Annotated in this window: 11 protein-coding genes; 3 read left to right on the forward strand and 8 right to left on the reverse strand. The window is 74.2% G+C overall.

Annotated features, from left to right (window positions below; translation table 11 throughout):
- Positions 1 to 142 precede the first annotated feature (142 nt).
- The 5 genes from ACFYUY_RS09185 to sbnA form a co-directional block, all read right to left on the reverse strand.
- The gene (locus ACFYUY_RS09185) at positions 143 to 6,676 is read right to left on the reverse strand and encodes an amino acid adenylation domain-containing protein (protein ID WP_387899567.1); all 6,534 of its coding nucleotides are present in this window, start codon (positions 6,674 to 6,676) and stop codon (positions 143 to 145) included.
- Positions 6,677 to 6,832: 156 nt separating this feature from the next.
- Positions 6,833 to 7,639, reverse strand: coding sequence for an AzlC family ABC transporter permease (locus ACFYUY_RS09190; protein ID WP_360210230.1), 807 nt, complete (start codon positions 7,637 to 7,639; stop codon positions 6,833 to 6,835).
- A gap of 37 nt (positions 7,640 to 7,676) precedes the next feature.
- Positions 7,677 to 7,994, reverse strand: a complete 318-nt coding sequence (locus ACFYUY_RS09195; RefSeq protein WP_360210228.1) for an AzlD domain-containing protein — start codon at positions 7,992 to 7,994, stop codon at positions 7,677 to 7,679.
- 15 nt (positions 7,995 to 8,009) lie between these two features.
- A complete protein-coding gene (locus ACFYUY_RS09200) occupies positions 8,010 to 11,126 on the reverse strand; it encodes an amino acid adenylation domain-containing protein (protein ID WP_387899571.1) in 3,117 nt (1,038 codons plus the stop codon).
- Positions 11,127 to 11,147: 21 nt separating this feature from the next.
- On the reverse strand, positions 11,148 to 12,170 hold the full coding sequence (gene sbnA, locus ACFYUY_RS09205) for a 2,3-diaminopropionate biosynthesis protein SbnA (RefSeq protein WP_360210224.1): 1,023 nt from the start codon (positions 12,168 to 12,170) through the stop codon (positions 11,148 to 11,150).
- Positions 12,171 to 12,632: 462 nt separating this feature from the next.
- Between sbnA and ACFYUY_RS09210 the strand changes: the two genes are divergently transcribed.
- Positions 12,633 to 13,208: an N-acetyltransferase gene (locus ACFYUY_RS09210; RefSeq protein ID WP_360210222.1), complete on the forward strand. Its 576-nt coding sequence runs from the start codon at positions 12,633 to 12,635 to the stop codon at positions 13,206 to 13,208.
- Positions 13,209 to 13,256: 48 nt separating this feature from the next.
- On the opposite strand, the gene ACFYUY_RS09215 is transcribed toward ACFYUY_RS09210, so the two are convergent.
- On the reverse strand, positions 13,257 to 14,168 hold the full coding sequence (locus ACFYUY_RS09215; protein ID WP_360210220.1) for a LysR family transcriptional regulator: 912 nt from the start codon (positions 14,166 to 14,168) through the stop codon (positions 13,257 to 13,259).
- Between the two features lie 220 nt (positions 14,169 to 14,388).
- On the opposite strand from ACFYUY_RS09215, the gene ACFYUY_RS09220 reads away from it, so the two are divergent.
- Together ACFYUY_RS09220 and ACFYUY_RS09225 are read left to right on the forward strand one after the other, a co-directional pair.
- Entirely contained in the window at positions 14,389 to 15,819 is a 1,431-nt protein-coding gene (locus ACFYUY_RS09220; RefSeq protein WP_387899575.1) for a TolB family protein, read from the forward strand.
- Between the two features lie 190 nt (positions 15,820 to 16,009).
- Positions 16,010 to 17,566: a TolB family protein gene (locus ACFYUY_RS09225; RefSeq protein WP_387899578.1), complete on the forward strand. Its 1,557-nt coding sequence runs from the start codon at positions 16,010 to 16,012 to the stop codon at positions 17,564 to 17,566.
- Between the two features lie 247 nt (positions 17,567 to 17,813).
- On the opposite strand, the gene ACFYUY_RS09230 is transcribed toward ACFYUY_RS09225, so the two are convergent.
- Both ACFYUY_RS09230 and tdh read right to left on the reverse strand, forming a co-directional pair.
- Positions 17,814 to 19,007 (reverse strand): glycine C-acetyltransferase, encoded by a 1,194-nt coding sequence (locus ACFYUY_RS09230; RefSeq protein ID WP_360219418.1) that lies wholly within the window; start codon positions 19,005 to 19,007, stop codon positions 17,814 to 17,816.
- A 30-nt stretch (positions 19,008 to 19,037) separates the two neighbouring features.
- Positions 19,038 to 20,066 carry an L-threonine 3-dehydrogenase gene (gene tdh, locus ACFYUY_RS09235; protein WP_360219421.1) on the reverse strand — a complete coding sequence of 343 codons (1,029 nt, stop codon included), beginning with the start codon at positions 20,064 to 20,066 and terminating at the stop codon, positions 19,038 to 19,040.
- Between the last annotated feature and the right edge of the window lie 417 nt (positions 20,067 to 20,483).

Consider the following 20,483-nt stretch of genomic DNA (forward strand, 5'->3'; position numbering starts at 1 on the left):
GGTGTGGGGGGGGGGGGGGCGGGGGCGGCGGGGGGGGGGGGGGGGGGGGCCCCCCCCGGGGGGGCGGGGGGGGGGGGGGGGGGGGGGGGGGGGGGGGGGGGGGGGGCCGCCCCGGGGGGCCGGGGGCCCCCCACCGCGGGGATCAGCCGGAGTGCGAGGGGGAGCCGAGGTCGTCGAGGACGACCCCGGCCAGCAGCTCCGGCCGGGTGGTGTTGAGGTAGTGCCCGCCGTCGGGGCTGACGACCGTGCGGCTCGCCGGGACGAACAGCTCCCAGTTGGCCAGGGCCGTCGCGTGGTCCGCCATCAGCAGGTCGTCCTCGGCGAACACCACGGTGGCCGGGCACTGCAGGGCGGCCCGCCCGGTGTCGCCGAGCGCGAGGTGGAAGCCGTGCGTGGCCTCGACCGTGTCGTAGCGGAACGCCCGTGCCAGGTCCGCACGTTCGGCCGCGGACAGCGCGTGGACCTCCTCCAGGCCGGTGTTGTCGGCCATCCAGTCCATGATCTGCTGCTCGTTCATGTGCACCACCTCGTTGGCGGCGTGGTCGGCCGGGTCCACCGACCGGAGCAGCTTGGCCACGATCAGCAGGCGGCGCACGTCCCGGCCCCGCCGCTCGAGCGTGCGGACCAGGTGCAGGCCCAGCGAGGAGCCGGCGCAGTGGCCGAGCACCAGCACCGGACGGTCGCCGGCCTCCCGCACCACCTCGTCGGCGAGCTGCTCGGCGAGCACGTCCACCGCGACCATCGGGCGGTCGTCGGCCAGGGTGCGGCCCGGGAGCTCGGCCCCCAGGACCCGGACGGTCGCGCCGGCGTCGGCGAGCTGCCGGGCCAGCGGGACGTAGCTGACCGCGCCGCCGCCCGCGAAGGGGATGCAGACCAGGACGGCCTCGACCGTCTCCAGCCGTGCGCCGGAGGAGGCGGTGAGGTCGACCAGCAGGTCGCGGCGGGCGCCGTCGCGCTCGCCGAAGGCCGCGGCGATCAGCCGGGCCGTGGGCCGCACCAGCAGGTCGCGCAGGGCGATCCGGCCCTGCGAGGTCGCCGCGACCTTCATCGCGGCGATCGAGTGGCCGCCGATCTCGAAGAAGTTGTCGGTGACGCCGACCTCGACCGGCGGCACCCCGAGCACCGAGGCGAACAGGTCACGGACGAACTCCTCGTCCGCGGTGGCCGGCGGCTCCCGGTGGGTGTCGGCGTCCAGGCCGATCGGCCGGGCCGCCAGCACCTTGCGGTCGATCTTGCCGTTGGAGTTGAGCGGGAAGGCCTCCAGCCGGACCAGGATCTCCGGGTGCATGTAGTCCGGGATCAGCTCGGCGAGCCGGCGCTTGAACTCGGTGCGGTCCGGCTCGGCGGCGCCGGTGTAGAAGGTCACCAGCCGCTTCTCGCCGGCCACGTCGCGCGCCAGCGTCACCGCGGTCTCCACGCCGGGCAGCCGGTCCAGCGCACCGTCCACCTCGGACAGCTCGATCCGGTAGCCGCGGATCTTGACCTGGCCGTCCCGGCGGCCGGCGCAGTCGAGCAGGCCGTCGGGCAGCCAGCGGCCGATGTCGCCGGTGCGGTAGAGCAGTTCGGAGCGGTCGTCGAGGGTGTTCGGCGCGAAGGCGGCCGCGGTCCGCTCGGCGTCGTTGATGTAGCCGAGGCCCACGCCTGCGCCGGTCACGCAGATCTCGCCGTAGCTGCCGATCGGGCGCGGCCGCCCGTCGGAACCGACCACGTGGAGGCTGGTGTTGATGATCGGGCGGCCGATCGACACCCGGCTGACGTCCTGGCCCTCCGTCATGAAGAAGTGCGTGACGTCGTCGGAGCACTCGGTGGGCCCGTAGGCGTTGACCGCCGGGATGTCGTAGGTCGCGAACCAGCGCCGGGTCAGCGCCGGCGGCAGCGCCTCGCCGTTGATGATGTTGTAGCGCAGCTCGGGCAGCGGGCGCGGCCGCTGCTCGACCTCGGTGAGCAGCGCGTCGGTGTAGGAGGGCACCGTCTCCAGGATGGTGATGCCGTCGTCGACCAGCGCGGTGAGGAACGCCGGCAGATCCACCACGGTGTCGTGGTCGTAGATGACGGTCCGTCCGCCGGCCAGCCAGGCCACCAGCAGCTGCCAGACCGAGATGTCGAAGCACTGGGTGCTGATCTGGGCGACGGCGTCGGCCTCGGTCAGCTTCAGGTCGACGACCTTGGACAGCAGGTGGTTGAGCATCCCGGAGTGGCGCACGGTGGCGCCCTTCGGCTCGCCGGTGGACCCGGAGGTGAAGATGATGTACGCGGTGTCCGCCGGCGCGGGGCGCGCGGGCGGCTCGACCTGTGCGGCGTCGGCCGCGCCCGGGTCGTCGAGGACCAGGACGGACAGTCCGGGGACCCGCTCGCGCAGCGCGCCGCCGACCGGCTCCGCGTCCGCCGCCTCGGCCACCAGGTGGCGGCAGTCGCTGCGGCGCAGCACGGAGGCGATCCGGTCCACCGGGAAGGCCCGGTCCTGCGGCAGGTAGACGGCGCCGATCTTCAGCAGGGCGAGCATGGTGAGCGCCCAGCGGACGCCGCGCGGCAGCACGGTGGTGACCACGTCGCCGGGGGTGACGCCGGCCGCCAGCAGCTGCGCCGCGTAGCGGTCGGAGGCCCGGTCGAGGGCCGCGTAGGAGAGCCGCTCGTCGCCGTGGACCAGCGCGACGGCCTCCGGCGTGCGGCGCACCTGCTCGGCGAGGAGGTCCAGGAAGGTGCCCTCCGGCAGCGGGTGCGCGGGGCCGGCGGACATCGCCTGGAGCGCGGCCCGCTCCCGCTCGCCGATCAGCGTGCCCGCGGACCGGTCGGCCGACGGGTCCTCGGCCAGCGCCTGCAGGGCCCGCAGGTAGTAGCCGCCGACCCGCTCGGTCTGCGCCTCGGAGTAGACGTTGCGGTGGAAGTGCAGGCTGAGCATCACCTCGTCGCTGACGGCGTCCTGCGAGAACTCGGCCCGCAGCGGGAACTCGCTCTGCACGTTGACGATCGAACGGACCAGCTCGAAGCCGTCCCGCTCGGCCAGGCTCTTCAGCACGTGGAAGTGGGTGAAGTTGAAGACCGTCTCGAACAGGGTGTCCCGGCTGCCGACGGCCCGCTTGATCTCCGCCATCGGGAAGCGCCGGTGCGGCAGCAGCTGCGCCTCCGCGGCGTACACCGCGCGGACCGTGTCCTCCCAGCTGCGGCCCAGGTCGCGGACCCGGAACGGCAGGGAGTTGAGGAAGAGCCCGGCGATGTCCTGGCCGCCCTCGACCTCCGGGCGGCCGGAGTGCTCGTAGCCGGTGACGACGTCCGTGGTGTCGGCGACGAAGCCGAGCACGGCGACGTGGGCGGCCAGCAGGACGGCCTTGACCGGCACCTGGAGCTTGCGGGCGGTCGCGAGGATGCCCGCCGACAGGCCGGCGGGGAAGAGCACGTCGTGGATGCCGACGCCGGCGAACTCCGGGTCGGGGTCGGTGTCGGGGACGACCCGGGTGCTCTCCGCGCCGTCCATGACGTCGAGCCAGAAGGCGCGCTGCGAGGCGGAGGCGACGGCGGCGCGCTCCAGCTCCACGTACTGCCGGTGGGACATGGCGAGCCCGGCGCCGCCGTGCGGTTCCTCGCCGTCCAGGACGGAGAAGTAGGCGGAGAACACGTCGCGGTGGATCGTGTTGACGCTCCAGCCGTCCAGGGCCGCGTCGTGGTAGCTCAGCGAGTACTGGTACTCGTCGTCGGCGAGCAGGTGCAGGTAGACCCGGACGAGGTCGGTGCTGCCGTACCGGAAGCCGCCGCGCAGCTCCAGCTCGGCGAACTGGCGCAGGTCCTCCTCCTGCTCCTGCGGCGACCGGCCGCGCAGGTCGAACACCCGCAGCGGGGAGGGCGCGCTCCCGTGCACCAGCTGGAGCGGCTCGCTGAAGCCCTTGAGGTGGAAGGAGGTGCGCAGCAGGGCGTGCCGGCGCACGACCGAGTCGACCGCCCGCTCGAACAGTTCCGGGTCGACGGTGCCGTGGATGCGGTAGCTGAGGATGTCGTGGTACATGCCCTCGGTGCCGCCGCGCAGGGCCTCGTAGATGAGGCCGATCTGCAGCTGGGACATCGGGTAGGCGTCGACGAGGCCGGTCGGCAGCTGCGCCCGGTCCTCCTCGCCGATCAGGGCGAACGGCTCGGTGGAGACCTCGGCCGCCGGTGCGGCCGGGCCCTGCTCGCGTTCGGCGAGGTACCCGGCGAGCCCGGCGATGGTCGGGTGGCCGAACAGCTCCTGGAAGCTGAAGTCGAGGCCGGCGGCGCGGGCGCGGGCCAGCACGGTGATGAACTTGATCGAGTCGCCGCCGAGCGAGAAGAAGTTGTCGTCCGCGCCGATCGGCTCGACGCCGAGCACCGCGGCCCAGATCGCGGCCAGCTGCTCCTCGACGGGGCCGCTCGGGGCCCGGTGGGCGGCGGTGGCCGCCGGAGCCTCCTGGAGCGGCAGCGGCAGGCCCGACACGTCGCGCTTGCCGTTGTGGTTGGTCGGGATGGCGGGGACCTCGACGTAGTGCTGCGGGACCATGTAGGAGGGCAGTTCGCCCTCCAGGGCCGCGCGCAGGGCGGTCTCCCGGTAGCCCTCGCCGGCGACCAGGTAGGCGACCAGCATGCTGTCGCCGGACTCGCCGGGCCGGGCCACGACGGCGCACTGGCGCACGCCGGCGACCTGCTGCGCGACGTGCTCGATCTCGCCGAGCTCGATCCGGTAGCCGCGGATCTTGACCTGGGTGTCCAGTCGGCCCAGGTACTCGACGGTGCCGTCCGGCAGCCAGCGCGCCAGGTCGCCGGTGCGGTAGCGGCGTTCGCCGTCCTCGCCGGTGACGAAGCGCTCCGCGGTCAGCTCCGGCGCGTGCAGGTAGCCGCGGGCCAGGCCGGTGCCGGCGATGCAGAGCTCGCCCGGGGTGCCGATCGGGGCGAGCGCGCCGGAGCGGGTCCGCACGCTGAGCCGGATGTTGCTGATGGGCCGGCCGATCGGCACCGACCGGGTGACGTCCACCCCGGTGCACGGCTGGTGGGTGACGTCGACGGCGGCCTCGGTCGGGCCGTACAGGTTGACCAGCTCGCGGGCGTCGCCGAGGAGCTCCCCGAACAGCCGCACCTGGTCGACGGCGAGGGCCTCGCCGCTGGCGAAGACCCGGCGGATCGAGCCGAGCCGCTCGCGCTCGCCGGTGGCCTCGACGAAGCCGAGGAAGGCGTGCAGCATCGACGGCACGAAGTGCAGCGTGGTGGCGCGGCTCTGCTCGATCCGGGCGATGATCCGCTCCGGGTCGCGCTCGTCACCGTTCGGCAGGGTGGCGACGGCGGCGCCGGCGATCGACCACCAGAAGATCTCCCAGACGGACACGTCGAAGGTGAACGGCGTCTTGTGCAGGATCACGTCGTCGGCGCCGAGCGGGTAGGCGCTCTGCATCCACCAGAGCCGGTTGACGATGGCCCGGTGCTCGATCATCACGCCCTTGGGGCGGCCGGTGGAGCCGGACGTGTAGATGACGTACGCGAGGTCGTCGGGGCCGGTGACGGGCTCCAGGTCGCCGGCGGGCTGGGCGGCGACGGCCGGGTCGTCGAGCAGCAGCACCCGGTGGCCGTCGGCGACGGCGGCGGTGCCGGCGGTGGCCACCACCAGGCGGGCGCGGCTGTGGTCGAGCAGGTACTCGATCCGGTTTCGCGGCAGGGTCGGGTCGATCGGCAGGTAGGCGCCGCCGGCCTTGAGCACGCCGTAGATGGCCACCAGCAGGTCGGCGGAGCGGGGCACGCAGACGGCGACCGGCTCGCCGGGGGTGACGCCGGCCTCGCGCAGGGTGCGGGCCAGCCGGTTCGCGGCGGCGTTCAGCTCACCGTAGGTGGTGCCGTCGTCGACGACGGCGACCCGGTCCGGCTCGGCTGCGGCCCGCTCCTCCAGGAAGCCGTGCAGCAGGCGCTCCTGCGGGAAGGGCGCCGCCGTGTCGTTGAAGGCGCCGGTGAGCAGGGCCGCCTCCTGGTCGTCGGGGCCGAGCAGCGGGGCGAGGGCCGCCGCCGGGTCCGCGACCAGGGTGTCCAGCAGCCGGGCGAGGGTGGTCGTCAGCCGCTCGGCGGTGGCGGCGGTGAACAGGCCGGCGTCGTACTCCAGTTCGATCCTGGTGTCGTCGCCCGCGAGGTGCAGGTCGAACAGGAGGGGGCACCCGGCGGCCCGGGCGTCCTCGGCGCTCAGCGCGCCGTCCACGGAGAGCATCAGGTCGCCGGGCCGGACGCCGAGCCGGTCGAGCAGGCCGCGGACCGGCACGTCCAGGTGGGCCGAGACCTCCAGGCAGGCGGCCCGGACGGCGGTCAGCAGCTCGCGGCCGGACTCCTGCCCGGTGAGCTCGACGGTGACCGGGACGGCCCGGTCGGTGCCGCGCGGCGCGGGGACGAAGAGGGTGACCGCGGCCAGGTCGGCGGCGCGCGCCGCCAGCAGGGCGAGCGCCGTCGCGCCGACGACGGTGGTCAGGAAGGAGTCGCCGTTGGAGATCCGGCGGACGGCCGGGGCGGTCCCCGCGGCCAGCGCCGCGCTGACCCGGGCGGCGGGCTCCTGCTGGCGGACGTGGTCGCGGGTGACCACCGTGGGCTCGGCCCAGTAGGGCTTGCGGGTGTCCCAGAACTGCGCCTGCGCCGGATGGGCGTTGAGGGCTTGCTGGAGCTGGAGCGTGCTGATCGTCGAGGTTCCGCTAGCGGTTTGAGACATGGCGAGGCCACCCCCGGTGCGTGTGAGTCGGATCGTGGACGGACCGATCGGCCGGCGGCCGCCCCCTGGGCGGACCGGCGGGTCCGGTGTGTGCGTGTGGACGGCGGCCGGGGTGGGCCCGGCCGCCGTGGGCCTGCCTGGGAGGCGTGGGCCTGCCTAGGAGGCGGTGTCGGCCGGGGCCTCGGCCGGGTCGGGCGCGGCGCGCCGCTCCGGGACCGCCGCGGCGGCCTCCCCCTCCGCCGGCACGGGCGTGGCGGCCACGCGTTCGCGGCTCTCCAGGAACGCGGCCAGCGCGGTGCCCGCCAGCGTGCCCACGAACAGGCCGCTCTGGTAGGGCAGGTGGTGCAGCAGCAGGGCCCCCACGCCGGCGACCAGGCCGACGGCCAGGGCGCGCCGCGAGGTGAAGGTGGAGACGACCAGTCCGATGTAGGTGGCGTAGACGGCGAAGTCGAGCCCCCACTCGCCCAGCCCCGACAGGCTGGCCCCGAAGACCCAGCCGCAGAGCGTGCTGAGCGCCCAGGCGGCGTAGATCACGGCCGAACCGCTCAGGACGTACCAGCGCCGGTTGTCCTCCTCGGGCGCCGGCTCGCCGAAGCGCTTGGCGGCCAGCGCGTACACGGCGTCGGTCATCCCCCAGGCGATCCCGAACCGCCACCAGAAGCCCATCGGCCGGACGTACGGCGCCAGCGCGGCCGAGTAGAAGACGTGCCGCAGGTTGATGAGCAGTACGGTCACCACGGTCAGCGGCCAGGCCGCCCCGGCGGTGATCATGCCGAGGCTGACGATCTGGGCGGAGCCCGCGTTGATCAGCAGGCTCATCAGCATGGCCTTGCCGAGCCCGAGGCCGCGCTCCTGGGCGAGCGCGCCGAACAGCAGCCCGAACGGCACCGCGCCGAGCACGACCGGGACGACCGACAGGACACCCTGCGCGGCCTCCGCGCCACGGCTGTGTCGGGGCAACATCAATCCAACCTCTTTCCTGGGCAGGGGCGGGCGGCGCTCAGAGCGCGAACTTGGTGAGCACGTATCCGGCCATGGCGACCAGGAACACGAGGAAGAAGGCGTCCCGCTTGACGGCACCCATCGCGAAGCCGCACACGGCCCCGCCCACGTACGGCGCGAGGGTCCGCAGGTCGCCGCCGCCGTCACCGGGCAGCAGCACCGAGGGCACGATGATCGCCATCAGCACCGCGGGCATGACGTACGGCAGGGTGCTGCGGATCCGCGCGGGCAGGTGCTCCGGCCCGATCGGCCCGAACAGCGCGTAGCGGACCGCGAAGGTCACCGCCCCGCACAGGATGATCGTCAGTGTGGTCATCGGTCCCGTCCCAGGTCAGAAGGAGAAGTCGGCGGCCTCGACGGGCCCGCCGGGCTCGTCCTCGGGCTCCGGCAGGACCCTGCCCCCCGGAGCGCGGTCCAGCTCGTGCAGGGTCTCGACGACGCGGTCCAGCAGGAAGTCCGCGGAGGCCCGCTCGAACAGCGCGGTCGAGTACTCCAGCTCCAGCGCGTACCCGGACGGCTTCCGGAAGGCCTGCAGGTTGAGGTCGAACCGGCAGGTGCCCGCGTGCGGGAGCGTCAGGGTGATCCGCCGGCCGTCCTTGCGGAAGCTGTGGAAGTCGATGTCCTGCAGGGCGAAGAAGGCGTCGAACAGTGCGTTGCGGCTCAGGTCCCGGGGCACGTCGAGCCGCTGGACCAGCGAGGCGAACGGGTACTCCTGGTGGTCGAGGGCGTCGCGGTGCTCCGCGCCGAGCGCCGCCAGCAGCTCCCCGAGGTCCGCCTCCGGCCGCAGCCTGGCCCGCAGCACCACGGTGTTGACGAACATCCCCACCACGGTCTCGAGGTCGGGGTGCGGGCGGCCGCCCATCGGGCTGCCGACGGTGACGTCCGACTGGCCGCAGAGCCGGGCCAGCGTCGCCGTCCAGGCGGTCAGCAGCACCACGAAGGGGGTCGAGCCCTCCCGGTCCGCGATCGCCCGGACCAGCTCGGCGTCCGCCGGGGACAGCTCGCGGACCGCGACGTCGCCGGCCGTGCCCCGCAGGGCCGGCCGCGGCCGGTCGGTGGGCAGGGCGAGGGCGGGCGCGGGCTCGGCGAACTTCGCCAGCCAGTACCGCTCGGAGCGCTCCTGCTCCGCACCCGTCAGCCGGCCGTCCGCCCACTCGGCGGCGGCCGCGTAGCCGACCGGCGCCGTCCGGGGCTCCTGACCGGCGTAGTACTCGAACAGCTCGTCGACGAAGACGCGCAGCGAGATGCCGTCGAAGACGATGTGGTGGAAGTCCAGGTGCAGGACGTCCCCGCCGGGCCCCCGGCGGACCAGCACGGCGCGCATCAGCGGAGCCGCCGCCAGGTCGAACGGGGCGAGGGCGAGCGGGCGCCCGTCCCGCGGTCCGTCGTCGGCCTCCAGCACCCGCAGCTCGACGGACGCCACCCGGTCGACCACCCGGCGCACCTCGCCGTCCGCGGTGACGAAGCGCGTCCGCAGCGCGTCGTGCCGGGCGGTCATCGCCGCGAGGGCCGCGCGCAGCCGCTCCGGGTCGAGGGGGCCGCTCACCTCCAGACGCACCGGGATGTTGTAGACGAGGCTGTTCGGGTCCATCTGCCAGAGCGCGAACAGCGCCCGCTGCTGCGGGTGCAGGACACCGCTGCCGGTCGGCTCCGGGACGGGTGCCAGCGGGGCGGTCGGCGCGGTCTCGACGGCCTTGGCCATCGCGCCGAGGGTGCGCGCCGCGAAGAGCTCGCCGAACCCGAGGGCGGCGCCGGCGTCGCGGGCGAGCCGGCCGATCAGCACCCCGGCGGTGATGGAGCTGCCGCCGAGCAGGAAGAAGTCGTCGTCCAGCCCCAGGCCCTCGGCGTCCACGTGCAGGACGTCGGCCCACAGGGCGGCCAGCCGCAGCTCCGCCGGGGTGGCCGGCGCCCCGCTGGCGCCGCGGCGCGGGGCGGGCTCGGGCAGCCGGGCCCGGTCCACCTTGCCGTTGGCGTTCAGCGGCAGCCGGTCCACCGGGACCAGCACGTCGGGGCACATGTAGGCGGGCAGCCGGCGCCGGAGCTCCACCAGGACGTCCTCGACGGTCAGGCCCGCTCCGAGCACCGCGTGGGTGACCAGCTGCTTGACGCCGCCGGGCCCGCCGCGCGCGTGGGTGTGGCTGTCGACCGTGCCGGGGATCTCCAGCAGGGCGTTGTCGATCTCGCCGAGCTCGATCCGGTGACCGCGGATCTTCACCTGGTTGTCGGCCCGGCCGTGGAAGGCGAGCAGCCCGTCCGCGTCGCTGCTGACCAGGTCGCCCGTCCGGTAGTGGCGCACGCCGTCGACCAGGACGAACTTCTCGGCCGTCAGGGCCGGGTTGTTGAGGTAGCCGCGGGCCAGGCCCGCCCCGCTGGTGTACAGCTCGCCGATCCCGCCGACCGGGACGGGCCGCTGGTCGGCGTCGAGCACCGCGACGGAGGTGCCGCGGATCGGCCGGCCGATCGGGACGGCGGACTCGTGGCGCCGCTCGATCGGGAAGATCGTGGTGAAGGTGGTGTTCTCGGTCGGGCCGTAGCCGTTGAGCACCCGCAGGCCGGGGCAGGCCTCGCGGACGGTGTTGACGTGCCGGCAGGACAGCACGTCCCCACCGACGATGAGGGTGCGCAGCCCCGCGAAGAGGCTGACGTCCTCGTCGGCCAGCTGGTTGAACAGCGGCGAGGTCAGCCAGAGCACGGTGACGTCGGCGGTGTGCAGCGCCCGCTTCAGCAGGGCCGGGGTGAGCAGCGTCTCCTGGTCGACGAGGTGCAGGGTGGCGCCGTTGAGCAGCGCCCCCCAGATCTCGAAGGTCGCGGCGTCGAACTCCAGGGCGCCGGTCTGCAGGAAGCGCTCGTCGGCGGAGAAGTCGAAGTAGTCGGCGTCCCGGACGAGTCGGACCACGCCCGCGTGCTCGACCATCACGCCCTTGGGGCGGCCGGTGCTGCCGGAGGTGTACATCACGTACGCCAGCGGCGAGGCGGGGGCCTCGTCGGCCGGCCCCGCGGCCAGGGCCGGGCGCGGCGGCAGGTGCGGCTCCGCGGCGAGCAGGGCACCGAGTTCGAGCAGCTCGACGCCGGCCGGCACGGCGTCGGCGACGGCGTCCTTCAGTCCGCTTCCGCACAGCACCAGCGGCGAGCGCGAGTCGTCCAGGATGCCGGCGATGCGTTCGGCCGGGTAGGCGGGGCTGACCGGCAGGTAGGCGGCGCCGGCGAGCACCGTGCCGAGGATGGCGACGACGGCCTCGGCGGAGCGGTGGAACGCCAGCGTGACGAGCGTTTCGTCGCGCGCGCCGAGCGCGGTGAGCCGCTCGGCGACGGCGGCGGCGCGCTCGTGCAGCTGACGGTACGTCAGGCGCTCGTCCCCGTGCACCAGGGCGAGGGCGTCCGGCGTGCGCCGGGCCTGGGCCGCGAAGAGGTCGTCGAGCCGGGCGGTGGTGGGCTGGGTGTGGGACATGGTCGCTTCCTGATCAGCTTCTTATCCGCGGGCGAGCTCGACGGCCGGGGTGATCGGCTCCTCGAACGGGTCGAACCGGCCGATGTCGCCGAAGTGCTCCCGGACCCAGTGGTCACTGTAGACGGTGTCGAGATAACGCTCCCCGAAATCCGGGGAAATCGCCACGGCGCAGGCCCCGGGGCGCTCCTCGCGCAATCTCCGGAAAGCCCCGGAAACCACCGTGCCGGTCGATCCGCCGAAAAGGAATCCGCGCCCGGCGAGATATCTGCACGTACGAATGGTGTCTATTTCCTCGACCAGCACGATCTCGTCGACCACGCTTTCGTCGACGATGTCCGGGCGGTGGCTGGACCCGAGCCCGGGAATGAGCCGCCGGCCGGACGGGCCGCCGAAGGTGATGGATCCGACGGCGTCCACGGCCACCACCTTGGCCGGGTGGCCGATCTCCTTCAGGAATCGCCCGCAGCCGGTCAGCGTGCCGGTCGTCCCGGCGCCGACGAAGAGGAATTCGAGATCGGGAAAGCTCCGGACGATCGACGGCGCGGTGGCCTGGTAGTGGGCCCGCCAGTTGCCCTCGTTGGCGTACTGGTTCAGCCAGAGCAGCGACGGGTCGGCCGCGCACGCCTCCTTGACGTGGCGGATCCGGCTCCCGAGGAACCCGCCGTTCTCGTCGGGCTCCGAGATGACCACCACCTCGGCGCCCAGGGACTCCATGAGGAGGATGTTCCGCTCGTTGCAGCGCACGTCCGTGACGCACACGAACCGGTAGCCGCTGTGCGCGGCGATCGACGCCAGGGCGATCCCGAGGCTCCCCGACGACGACTCGATGATCGTCGACCCCGGGTGGAGGCGCCCCGCCTCCTCGGCCGCCCGCACCATTCCGGCGGCGGCCTTGACCTTGACGGATCCGGCGAAGTTGAAGCCCTCGCACTTCAGCGAGAGGGCCTGCCCGAGCATCGGAGAGAGGTCGACGAAAACCTGGTCGAAGACGACGTCGTGCGGCGCCCCGACCCTGATCGTTTCACTAGGCCCATGCGAAGCCATGCGGCTAATTCCTCCCCAAAATCGGCCGCCGCGACATCCGTGGACGGTGGTCCCGTGATGGGTCGCAGAATGTGTTTCCTGTTGGAATACCGGCGCAACGCCTGAACGCATCCTTCCGCATGTGATGACGGTTGATCAAGGTGAGCTTTGTCCGGTTTGCGCCGTACATGCCGACTGATCCGTACATGCAAACTGTCGCGACTCGCGTAGAGTGACGGGCATCACAGCTGAATTTGAGATGGCCGGCGGACGGCTCAACGAATTGTTGACCAAATCCCCGACCGGGCCTTTCGCGACCCGCGGAAGTGATTCGGAACGGACTGCCACGGAAAACCGGCCGACCGGAATTTAGCACTCCGGGATCCGCCCCGCCCGCTGCCGCACGGCACGCCGCACCCCGGCACACCGCCCGCCGCCGGGGACCGGCCGGCGGGCGGGGCCCGCGTCGTTAGGCTGCCGGGCATGAGCCGGAACACGACGCCTGCGGCGACCCCAGCGGACCTCGTCATCCTCGACACCGCGGAGGTGGCCGAACGGGCCGGGGCGGACGGCGAGTTCGCGGCCGGCGCGCACCGGATCCTGGCGGAGCTGGTGGCGGCGGGCGCCGCGCTGGGGTGGCTGGAGCCGCCGTCGGCGGCGGAGGTCGCGGACCTGGTCGAGGAGGTGCTGACCCGCTCCCGGGCCGGGGACGGCGCCCTGCGGGCGGCCTACCTGGGCGGGCGGCCGGCCGGATTCGGCTACTGGCTGCGCCACCGGCGCCCGACCCACCGCCCGCACGCGGACCTGGAGAAGCTCGCGGTCTCCTCCGCCGCCCAGGGGCGCGGCATCGGGCGGGCGCTCACCGCGGCGCTGATCGCGGACGCACGGGCGGCCGGCATCGAGGTGCTCACCCTGGACGCCCGCGGCGACAACGCCGACGCCCTGCACCTCTACGCCTCCCTCGGCTTCACCGAGTACGGGCGGCTGCGGGACTACGTCGCCGTCGGCGAACGCCGCTACGACAAGGTGTTCGCCATGCTGGACCTGCGCCGCAGTTGACCGGCCGTCAGGCGGCGACGCCCCTCCCCCGCACCGGCCGGGGCGCCGTCAGGCCTCCGCCACCGCGGCCTCGGCGAGCGCGTCCAGCACCGGCCGGATCAGCGGGTGGCCGTCGGCCCCGGCCCGGACGGCCGCGAACACCCGGCGGGTGGCGAGCTCGCTGTCCACCCGCCGGACGGCGACCTGCCCGAGCTCGACGCCGCGCAGCGCCGAGCTCGGCACCAGGGCGACCCCGGCACCGGCCGAGGCGAGGGCGACCACGGCCCGGAAGTCGTCGGAGGAGTGCACCAGGCGCGGCTGGAACCCGGCGTGCTCGCAGGCCAGCAGCACCACGTCGTGGCACGGGTTGCCCGGGTAGGGCCCGATCCACGGTTCGTCGGCGAGGGCGGCGACGGCGAGCGCGCCCTCCTCGGCCGCCAGCGGGTGGCCGAGCGGCAGCACCGCCTCGAACGGCTCGGCGTACAGCGGGACGCGGGTGAGCCGGGCGTCGTCGGCCCGCGGGGCGCCCCGGTACTCGACGGCCACGGCGAGGTCGGCCCGGCCGTCCAGGACCATCGGCAGGCTGGCGTCGCCCTCCGCGTCCAGCACCTTGAGCCGGACGCCGGGCGCCCGCCCGGCCAGCAGGCCGATCGCCGGGGCGAGGACGAGCGCGATGCCGGTGGCGAAGGAGGCCACGGTGACCTCTCCGGAGACGCCCGCGCTGTAGGCGGCGAGGTCGGCCTCGGCGCGCTCCAGCTGGGCGAGCACCACGTCGGCGTGGCCGAGCAGGATCTCCCCGGCGGCGGTCAGCCGCACCCCTCGGCCCTCGCGGGCGAGCAGGTGGTGGCCGGTCTCCTGTTCCAGGGCGGCCAGCTGCTGGGAGACCGCGGACGGGGTCAGGTAGAGGGCGGCCGCCGCGGCGGTCACGGTGCGGTGGTCCGCCACGGCCCGCAGGGTCCGCAGCCGTCTTGCGTCGATCACAGGCCAATTCTGCCAGCGTGCGGGGGCCGTCCGGGCGGGTGCGGGCGCGGGCGGCGGCCCGGGTGGTGCCCGGACGCCACCGGCGGTACGACCCCTGGCGTATTTCCGGACGAGATCCCTTCGCCCGGTTGACCGCTCCGGCCGGGCGGCGATTGGCTCGTTCCCGAGCCGGGCCCGGGGGATCCGGCGGCCCGGCGCCGTCATCAGGGGAGGATGATCCATGACCACCGCACGTTCCCGCCGCCGGCTGGCGCGCACCGCCTGCGTCCTGGTCACGGCCGCCGTCGCGGCCGGCGCCGCGCTGCCCGCGGCCCAGGCCCGCCCGCCCAAGGGCGACACCGCCCGGGTGAGCGAGGGCCCGAAGGGCGAGCAGCTGAACGGCGACTCGTACCCGCTCGGGGTGACCGCGGACGGCCGCACGGTGCTGTTCCGCTCCACCGCGACCGGCCTCGCCCCGAGCCACGCCGACGGCAGCGAGGGCCTCTACGTCAAGGACCTCCGCAACGGCCACGTCGCCGAGGTCGGCCTGGCCGGCGACGGGTCCCGGCTGAACGCGGACGTCTACGACGCCACGATCAGCGCCGACGGCCACTACGTCGCGTTCAGCACCGCCGCCACCAACGTGCTGCCCGGGCAGCAGAAGCACGCCTACGACGTCTTCGTCCGCGACCTGTGGACCGGGCGCACCGAGCTGGTCTCCGCCGGTACCGGCGCGACGACCGACGACCAGAGCATCCGGATGGCCGTCAACCCGAGCCTGAGCTGGGACGGCCGCTACGTCGCCTTCGCCTCCGACCGCACCGACCTCGGGGGGAACGTCCGGCGCGGCCGGCAGAACGTGTACGTCACCGACCGCTGGACCGGCACCACCCGGCTGGTCACGGTGGGCGCCGACGGCTCGCCGGCCGACCAGAACTCCTTCGAACCGACCCTGAGCGCGGACGGCCGCACCGTCGGCTTCACCTCGCGGGCGAGCAACCTGCGCCCGCCCGAGGAGACCCCCGCCGACCCCGCCCCCGCCGACCCCGCCCCGGGCGGCGCGGACGACGCCGCGCGGCCCGCGCCCGCCCCCGGCGCCGGACCCCGGCTGGCGGTGCCCCGGTTCTACCCGTTCTACGTCTGGAACGCCGGCACCGGCAGGATCAGCGGCGCGAGCTACGACGAGACCGGGGCGTTCCGGGCCACCGGCCAGGACGGCCGGATCAGCCCCGACGGCCGCTTCGCGGTCTACAGCGTCCCGCAGCCCGGCGGGCGGCCCGGCTCGCACGGGATCCACCTGGTCGTCTACGCCCGCGAGCTGGCGACCGGCAAGGTCACCCAGGTCAGCACCCCGCTGCCCGGCACAAGCACCGACCTGTCCTCCTACGAGGGCGTCATGACCCTGGACAGCCGCTGGGTGTACTTCACCTCCGACGTCGAGACGCTCGTGCCCGACGACACCAACCAGCAGTCGGACGTCTTCCGCCGCGACCTGTGGACCGGCCGCACCGAGCGGGTGAGCCTCACCCGGGACGGCGCGCAGAGCACCGCCTCGTCGTTCACCCCGTACGTGGACGCGCTGGGCGACACCGTGGTCTTCGACGCCACCGACGGCGACCTCGTCCCGGGCGACACCAACAACGTCACGGACGTCTTCCGGCGCCGCCTCTGACCGCCCGGCCGCCCCGCCCCGCCCCGGCCCGGTCCCCGGCCCGACTCCCCGGCGGAATACGTTTGTTGACGTATTTTCCGCCGGGATCACCGATAGCCGTTGACCACCCGCGCCTCCCGGCGATTGGCTCTCCCCGAGCCCGCCGCCGGGAGGGAGCCCGGCCGGGCGATCGAAGGGGAGGACCGACCACATGGCACGCAGCACCCGTACCACCCGCAACCGGTGGCTGGCCGGCGGCGGAAGCGTCCTGGCGGCCGTCGCCGTGCTCGCCGCGACCGCCGCCCCCGCCCAGGCCGCCCCGGCGCCGCGCGGCACCGTCCAGGTCAGTGTCGGCGTGAACGGCACCGCGCCCGACGACCAGTCGTGGGGCCAGGGCGTCAGCGCCGACGGCCACTACGCCCTGTTCACCTCCTGGGCCAAGAACCTGGTGTCCCAGCCGGCCAAGAGCGGGCGGGACGCCTACGTCCGGGACCTTCGCACCGGCCGCACCGAGCGGGTCAACCTGGCCGACGACGGCTCGGCGCTGGACGGCTTCACCGACTACGTCGCGATCAACGCCGACGGCCGCTACGTCGCCTTCGCGAGCGACGCCCAGAACGTCCTGCCCGGCATGCAGCTGCAGGGCCGCTCCGAGGTGTACGTCCGCGACCGCAGGACCGGCCGCACCGAGCTGGTCAGCGGCGGGCTCACCAGCACCGACGGCGACAGGTTCCACGCCTCGTACGCGCCGTCGATCAGCGCGAACGGCCGCTACGTGGCCTTCGTGTCCAGCCGGACCGACCTCGTGCCCGAGCCCGGGGGCGGCGACCCCTCGCTCGCCCGGCCGTACACCTGGGACTACAACGTCTACGTCACCGACCGCTGGACGGGGCGGACCCGCCTGGTCACCCTCGGCACGGACGGCAAGCCGGGCGACGGCATGTCCCTCAACCCGACGATCAGCGCGGACGGCCGCACCGTCGGCTTCACCTCGTTCGCCGGCAACCTGCTGCCGGCCGGGCAGACCCCGGCCCTCGCCGCCCCGGCCGCCGCGGGCGCCGCGGCCGGCGGCGCCGCCGACGTCGAGCCGGCCCCGGGCACCGCCCCCGCCCTGCCCCGCGGCGCCCGCGAGGGCGTGGCGCGGCCGAACCTCGCCCGGCCGACGACCGGCGCCTACTACACCTACGACGTGGCCTCCGGCCGGATCTCCGCCGCCAGCCTCGACCAGGACGGCAAGCTCGGCTTCGCGAGCTTCGACGCGACGATCAGCCCGGACGGGCGGCGCGCGGTCTACGCCCTCCCCGAGCCCGGCGGGTCGACCAACGGCCACCGGTACCACCTCGTGCTGTACGTCCGGGACCTCAGGACGGGCACCGTGACGAAGGTCAGCGGCGGGCTGCCCGGCACCAGCTCGGTCGGCACCTCCGACCACGGCCGGATCACCGCCGACAACCGCTGGGTGTACTTCTCCTCCGCCGCCGACAACCTGGTGGCCGGCCCGCAGCACGCGGGGTGGGACGTGTACCGCCACGACCTGCGCACCGGCCGCACCGAGCGGGTCTCCACCGCCCCGGACGGCTCCCTGGGCAACGGCTCCTCGGTCGACCCCTTCGTGGACGCCGACGGGGACACCGTGGTCTTCGGCTCGACCAGCGGGAACCTGACCGCCGGCGCGGGCGGCCCGGAGAGCACCGGCTACCAGGTCTTCGCCCGCACCACCGGGCAGCACGGCGACGGCGACGACCAGGGCCAGGACGAGGACGACTGACCGGCCCCGCCCCGCGGCGGCGCCCTCCGGGCGGACCGCGCCGGGCGGACGGCCCCGGGGAACGACTCCCGGAGAACGGCTCCCGGGGAACCGCGACGGGGGCGGGACGTCGGCCGGGCCGGCGTCCCGCCCCCGCGGCGGGACGGTGGGGCAGGTGGTTCGTGGTGGTGGGCCCGCGGGCCGGTCCGGTTCCGAGCGGACCGGCCCGCGGGCGTCCGTGCGGGCCCCTGCCGGGCCCGGTGGGGCGTTACTCGCCCAGTGCGGCGCGCGCGTCCACGAAGGCGGCGACGGCGCGCTCGACGTCCTCGGTGGAGTGCGCGGCGGACAGCTGCACCCGGATCCGGGCCTGGCCGTGCGGGACGACCGGGTAGGAGAACCCGATCACGTACACCCCGCGCTCCAGGAGCAGTTCGGCGAGCCGGCCGGCGCGGGCCGCGTCGCCGATCATCACCGGGGCGATCGGGTGGTCGCCCGGGAGGATCTCGAAGCCGGCCTCGGTCATCTTCGAGCGGAACAGCGCGGTGTTGGCCGCCAGCCGCTCGCGCAGCTCGTTGGAGTTCTCGACCAGGTCGAGCACCTTCAGCGAGGCCGCCGCGATCACCGGGGCGAGCGAGTTGGAGAACAGGTACGGGCGGGAGCGCTGGCGCAGCAGGGCGACGATCTCCCGGCGGGCGGCCACGTAGCCGCCGGAGGCGCCGCCGAGCGCCTTGCCGAGGGTGCCGGTGATGATGTCCACGCGGTCCATCACGCCGTGCAGTTCGGGGGTGCCGCGGCCGCCCGCGCCGACGAAGCCGACGGCGTGCGAGTCGTCGACCATGACCATCGCGTCGTAGCGGTCGGCGAGGTCGCAGATCTCCTGCAGCGGGGCGACGTAGCCGTCCATCGAGAAGACGCCGTCGGTGACGATCAGGCGGCGGCGGGCGTCCTGGCTGTCCTGGAGCTGCTTCTCCAGGTCGGCCATGTCGCGGTTGGCGTAGCGGTGGCGGCGGGCCTTGCTGAGGCGGATGCCGTCGATGATGCTGGCGTGGTTGAGCGCGTCGGAGATGACGGCGTCGCGGTCGTCGAGCAGGGTCTCGAAGACACCGCCGTTGGCGTCGAAGCAGGAGGAGTACAGGATGGTGTCCTCCTGGCCGAGGAAGGCCGACAGGCGGTCCTCGAGCTCCTTGTGGACGTCCTGGGTGCCGCAGATGAAGCGCACCGAGGCCATGCCGTAGCCCCAGCGGTCCAGCGCGTCCTTGGCCGCGGCCAGCACCTCGGGGTGGTCGGCCAGGCCGAGGTAGTTGTTGGCGCAGAAGTTCAGCACCTCGCCGGGGCGGCCGCCGCCGGTGACGGTGACCGCGGCGCTCTGCGGGGTGCCGATGACGCGCTCGGGCTTGAACAGGCCCGCCTCGCGGATCTCGTCGATGGTGGTGGCGATGTCGGCGCGCACGTTGTCGAACACTGCGGACTCCTCACAAGTCGGCGGGGTGGCTCAGGCGGTCCAGTCGAGGATGATCTTGCCGCAGTTGCCACTGGCGGCGTCGTCGAACGCGGCCTCGAAGTCGGTGGCGGCGTACCGGCCGGTGATCACCGGGCTGAGGTCCAGGCCGCCCTCCAGCAGCACCGACATCGCGTACCAGGTCTCGAACATCTCGCGGCCGTAGATGCCCTTGATGGTGATCATCGACGTGACGATCGAGGCCCAGTCGACCGGGAACTGCTCGGCGGGCAGGCCCAGCATGGCGATCTTGCCGCCGTGCGTCATGTTGGCGATCATCGACTGCATCGCCTCGGGGCGGCCGGACATCTCCAGGCCGACGTCGAAGCCCTCGCGCAGGCCGAGCTTCTGCTGGCCCTCCTCGATGGTGTGCTCCGCGACGTTCAGCGCCAGCGTGACGCCGACCTCGCGGGCCAGGTCCAGGCGGTACGGGGAGACGTCGGTGATCATCACGTTGCGGGCGCCGGCGTGCTTGGCGACGGCGGCGGCCATGATGCCGATCGGACCGGCGCCGGTCACCAGCACGTCCTCGCCGACCAGCGGGAAGGACAGCGCGGTGTGCACGGCGTTGCCGAAGGGGTCGAAGATCGCGGCGACGTCCAGGTCGACCGGCACCCGGTGCACCCAGACGTTGGACGCGGGCAGCGCCACGTACTCGGCGAAGGCGCCGTCGCGGTTGACGCCCAGACCGACCGTGTTGCGGCACAGGTGGCGGCGGCCGGCCAGGCAGTTGCGGCACTTGCCGCAGACCAGGTGGCCCTCGCCGCTGACCAGGTCGCCGACCGAGATGTCCGCGACGCCGGCGCCGAGCTCGGCGACCTCGCCGACGAACTCGTGGCCGAGGACGAGCGGGGTCCTGATGGTCTGCTGCGCCCAGCCGTCCCACTTGCGGATGTGCAGGTCGGTGCCGCAGATGCCGGTCCGCAGCACCTTGATCAGCACCTCGCCGGGACCGATCTCGGGCTTCGGGACGTCCACCAGCCAGAGGCCGGGCTCGGCCTGCTGCTTGACGAGTGCCTTCACGGGCGACGGCTCCTGACGTGCGAGTGGACGGCCTTCGGGGTGGGCAGGCCGGAGGGCGCCGGTGCGGCCGTCCTCGCGGACGTCCTCCGGGCAGGCAGCAATCTGCCTGGTGGGAGGGGGTGCGGTCCATCGAGGAATTCTTAAGGGCGGCCACAGCTGGGCTAAACGATCGTGCCCGAGCTGGGGACGGGGGCCGGTGCGGCGTGCCGGTGCTCACCCGTCCGGCCGAGCGCGGGGCGCCACCCGCGACACCGACCGCCCGGCGGGCCCCGGTGCCCGGCACCCGGACGGCGGCCCGGCCGGCCGCCCGGTTGGGACACCCGGCTGACCGGGGCAGCCGTTCGGGCCAGCGCCGCCGCCGCCGGCGCGCGGGCGCCCGCCGGCGGTGCTTACCGTGGCGGGGCTCCCCCACGGCCC

Origin of the sequence: Kitasatospora sp. NPDC004745 (genome assembly GCF_042873275.1) — a bacterium.
Taxonomy (GTDB): domain Bacteria; phylum Actinomycetota; class Actinomycetes; order Streptomycetales; family Streptomycetaceae; genus Kitasatospora.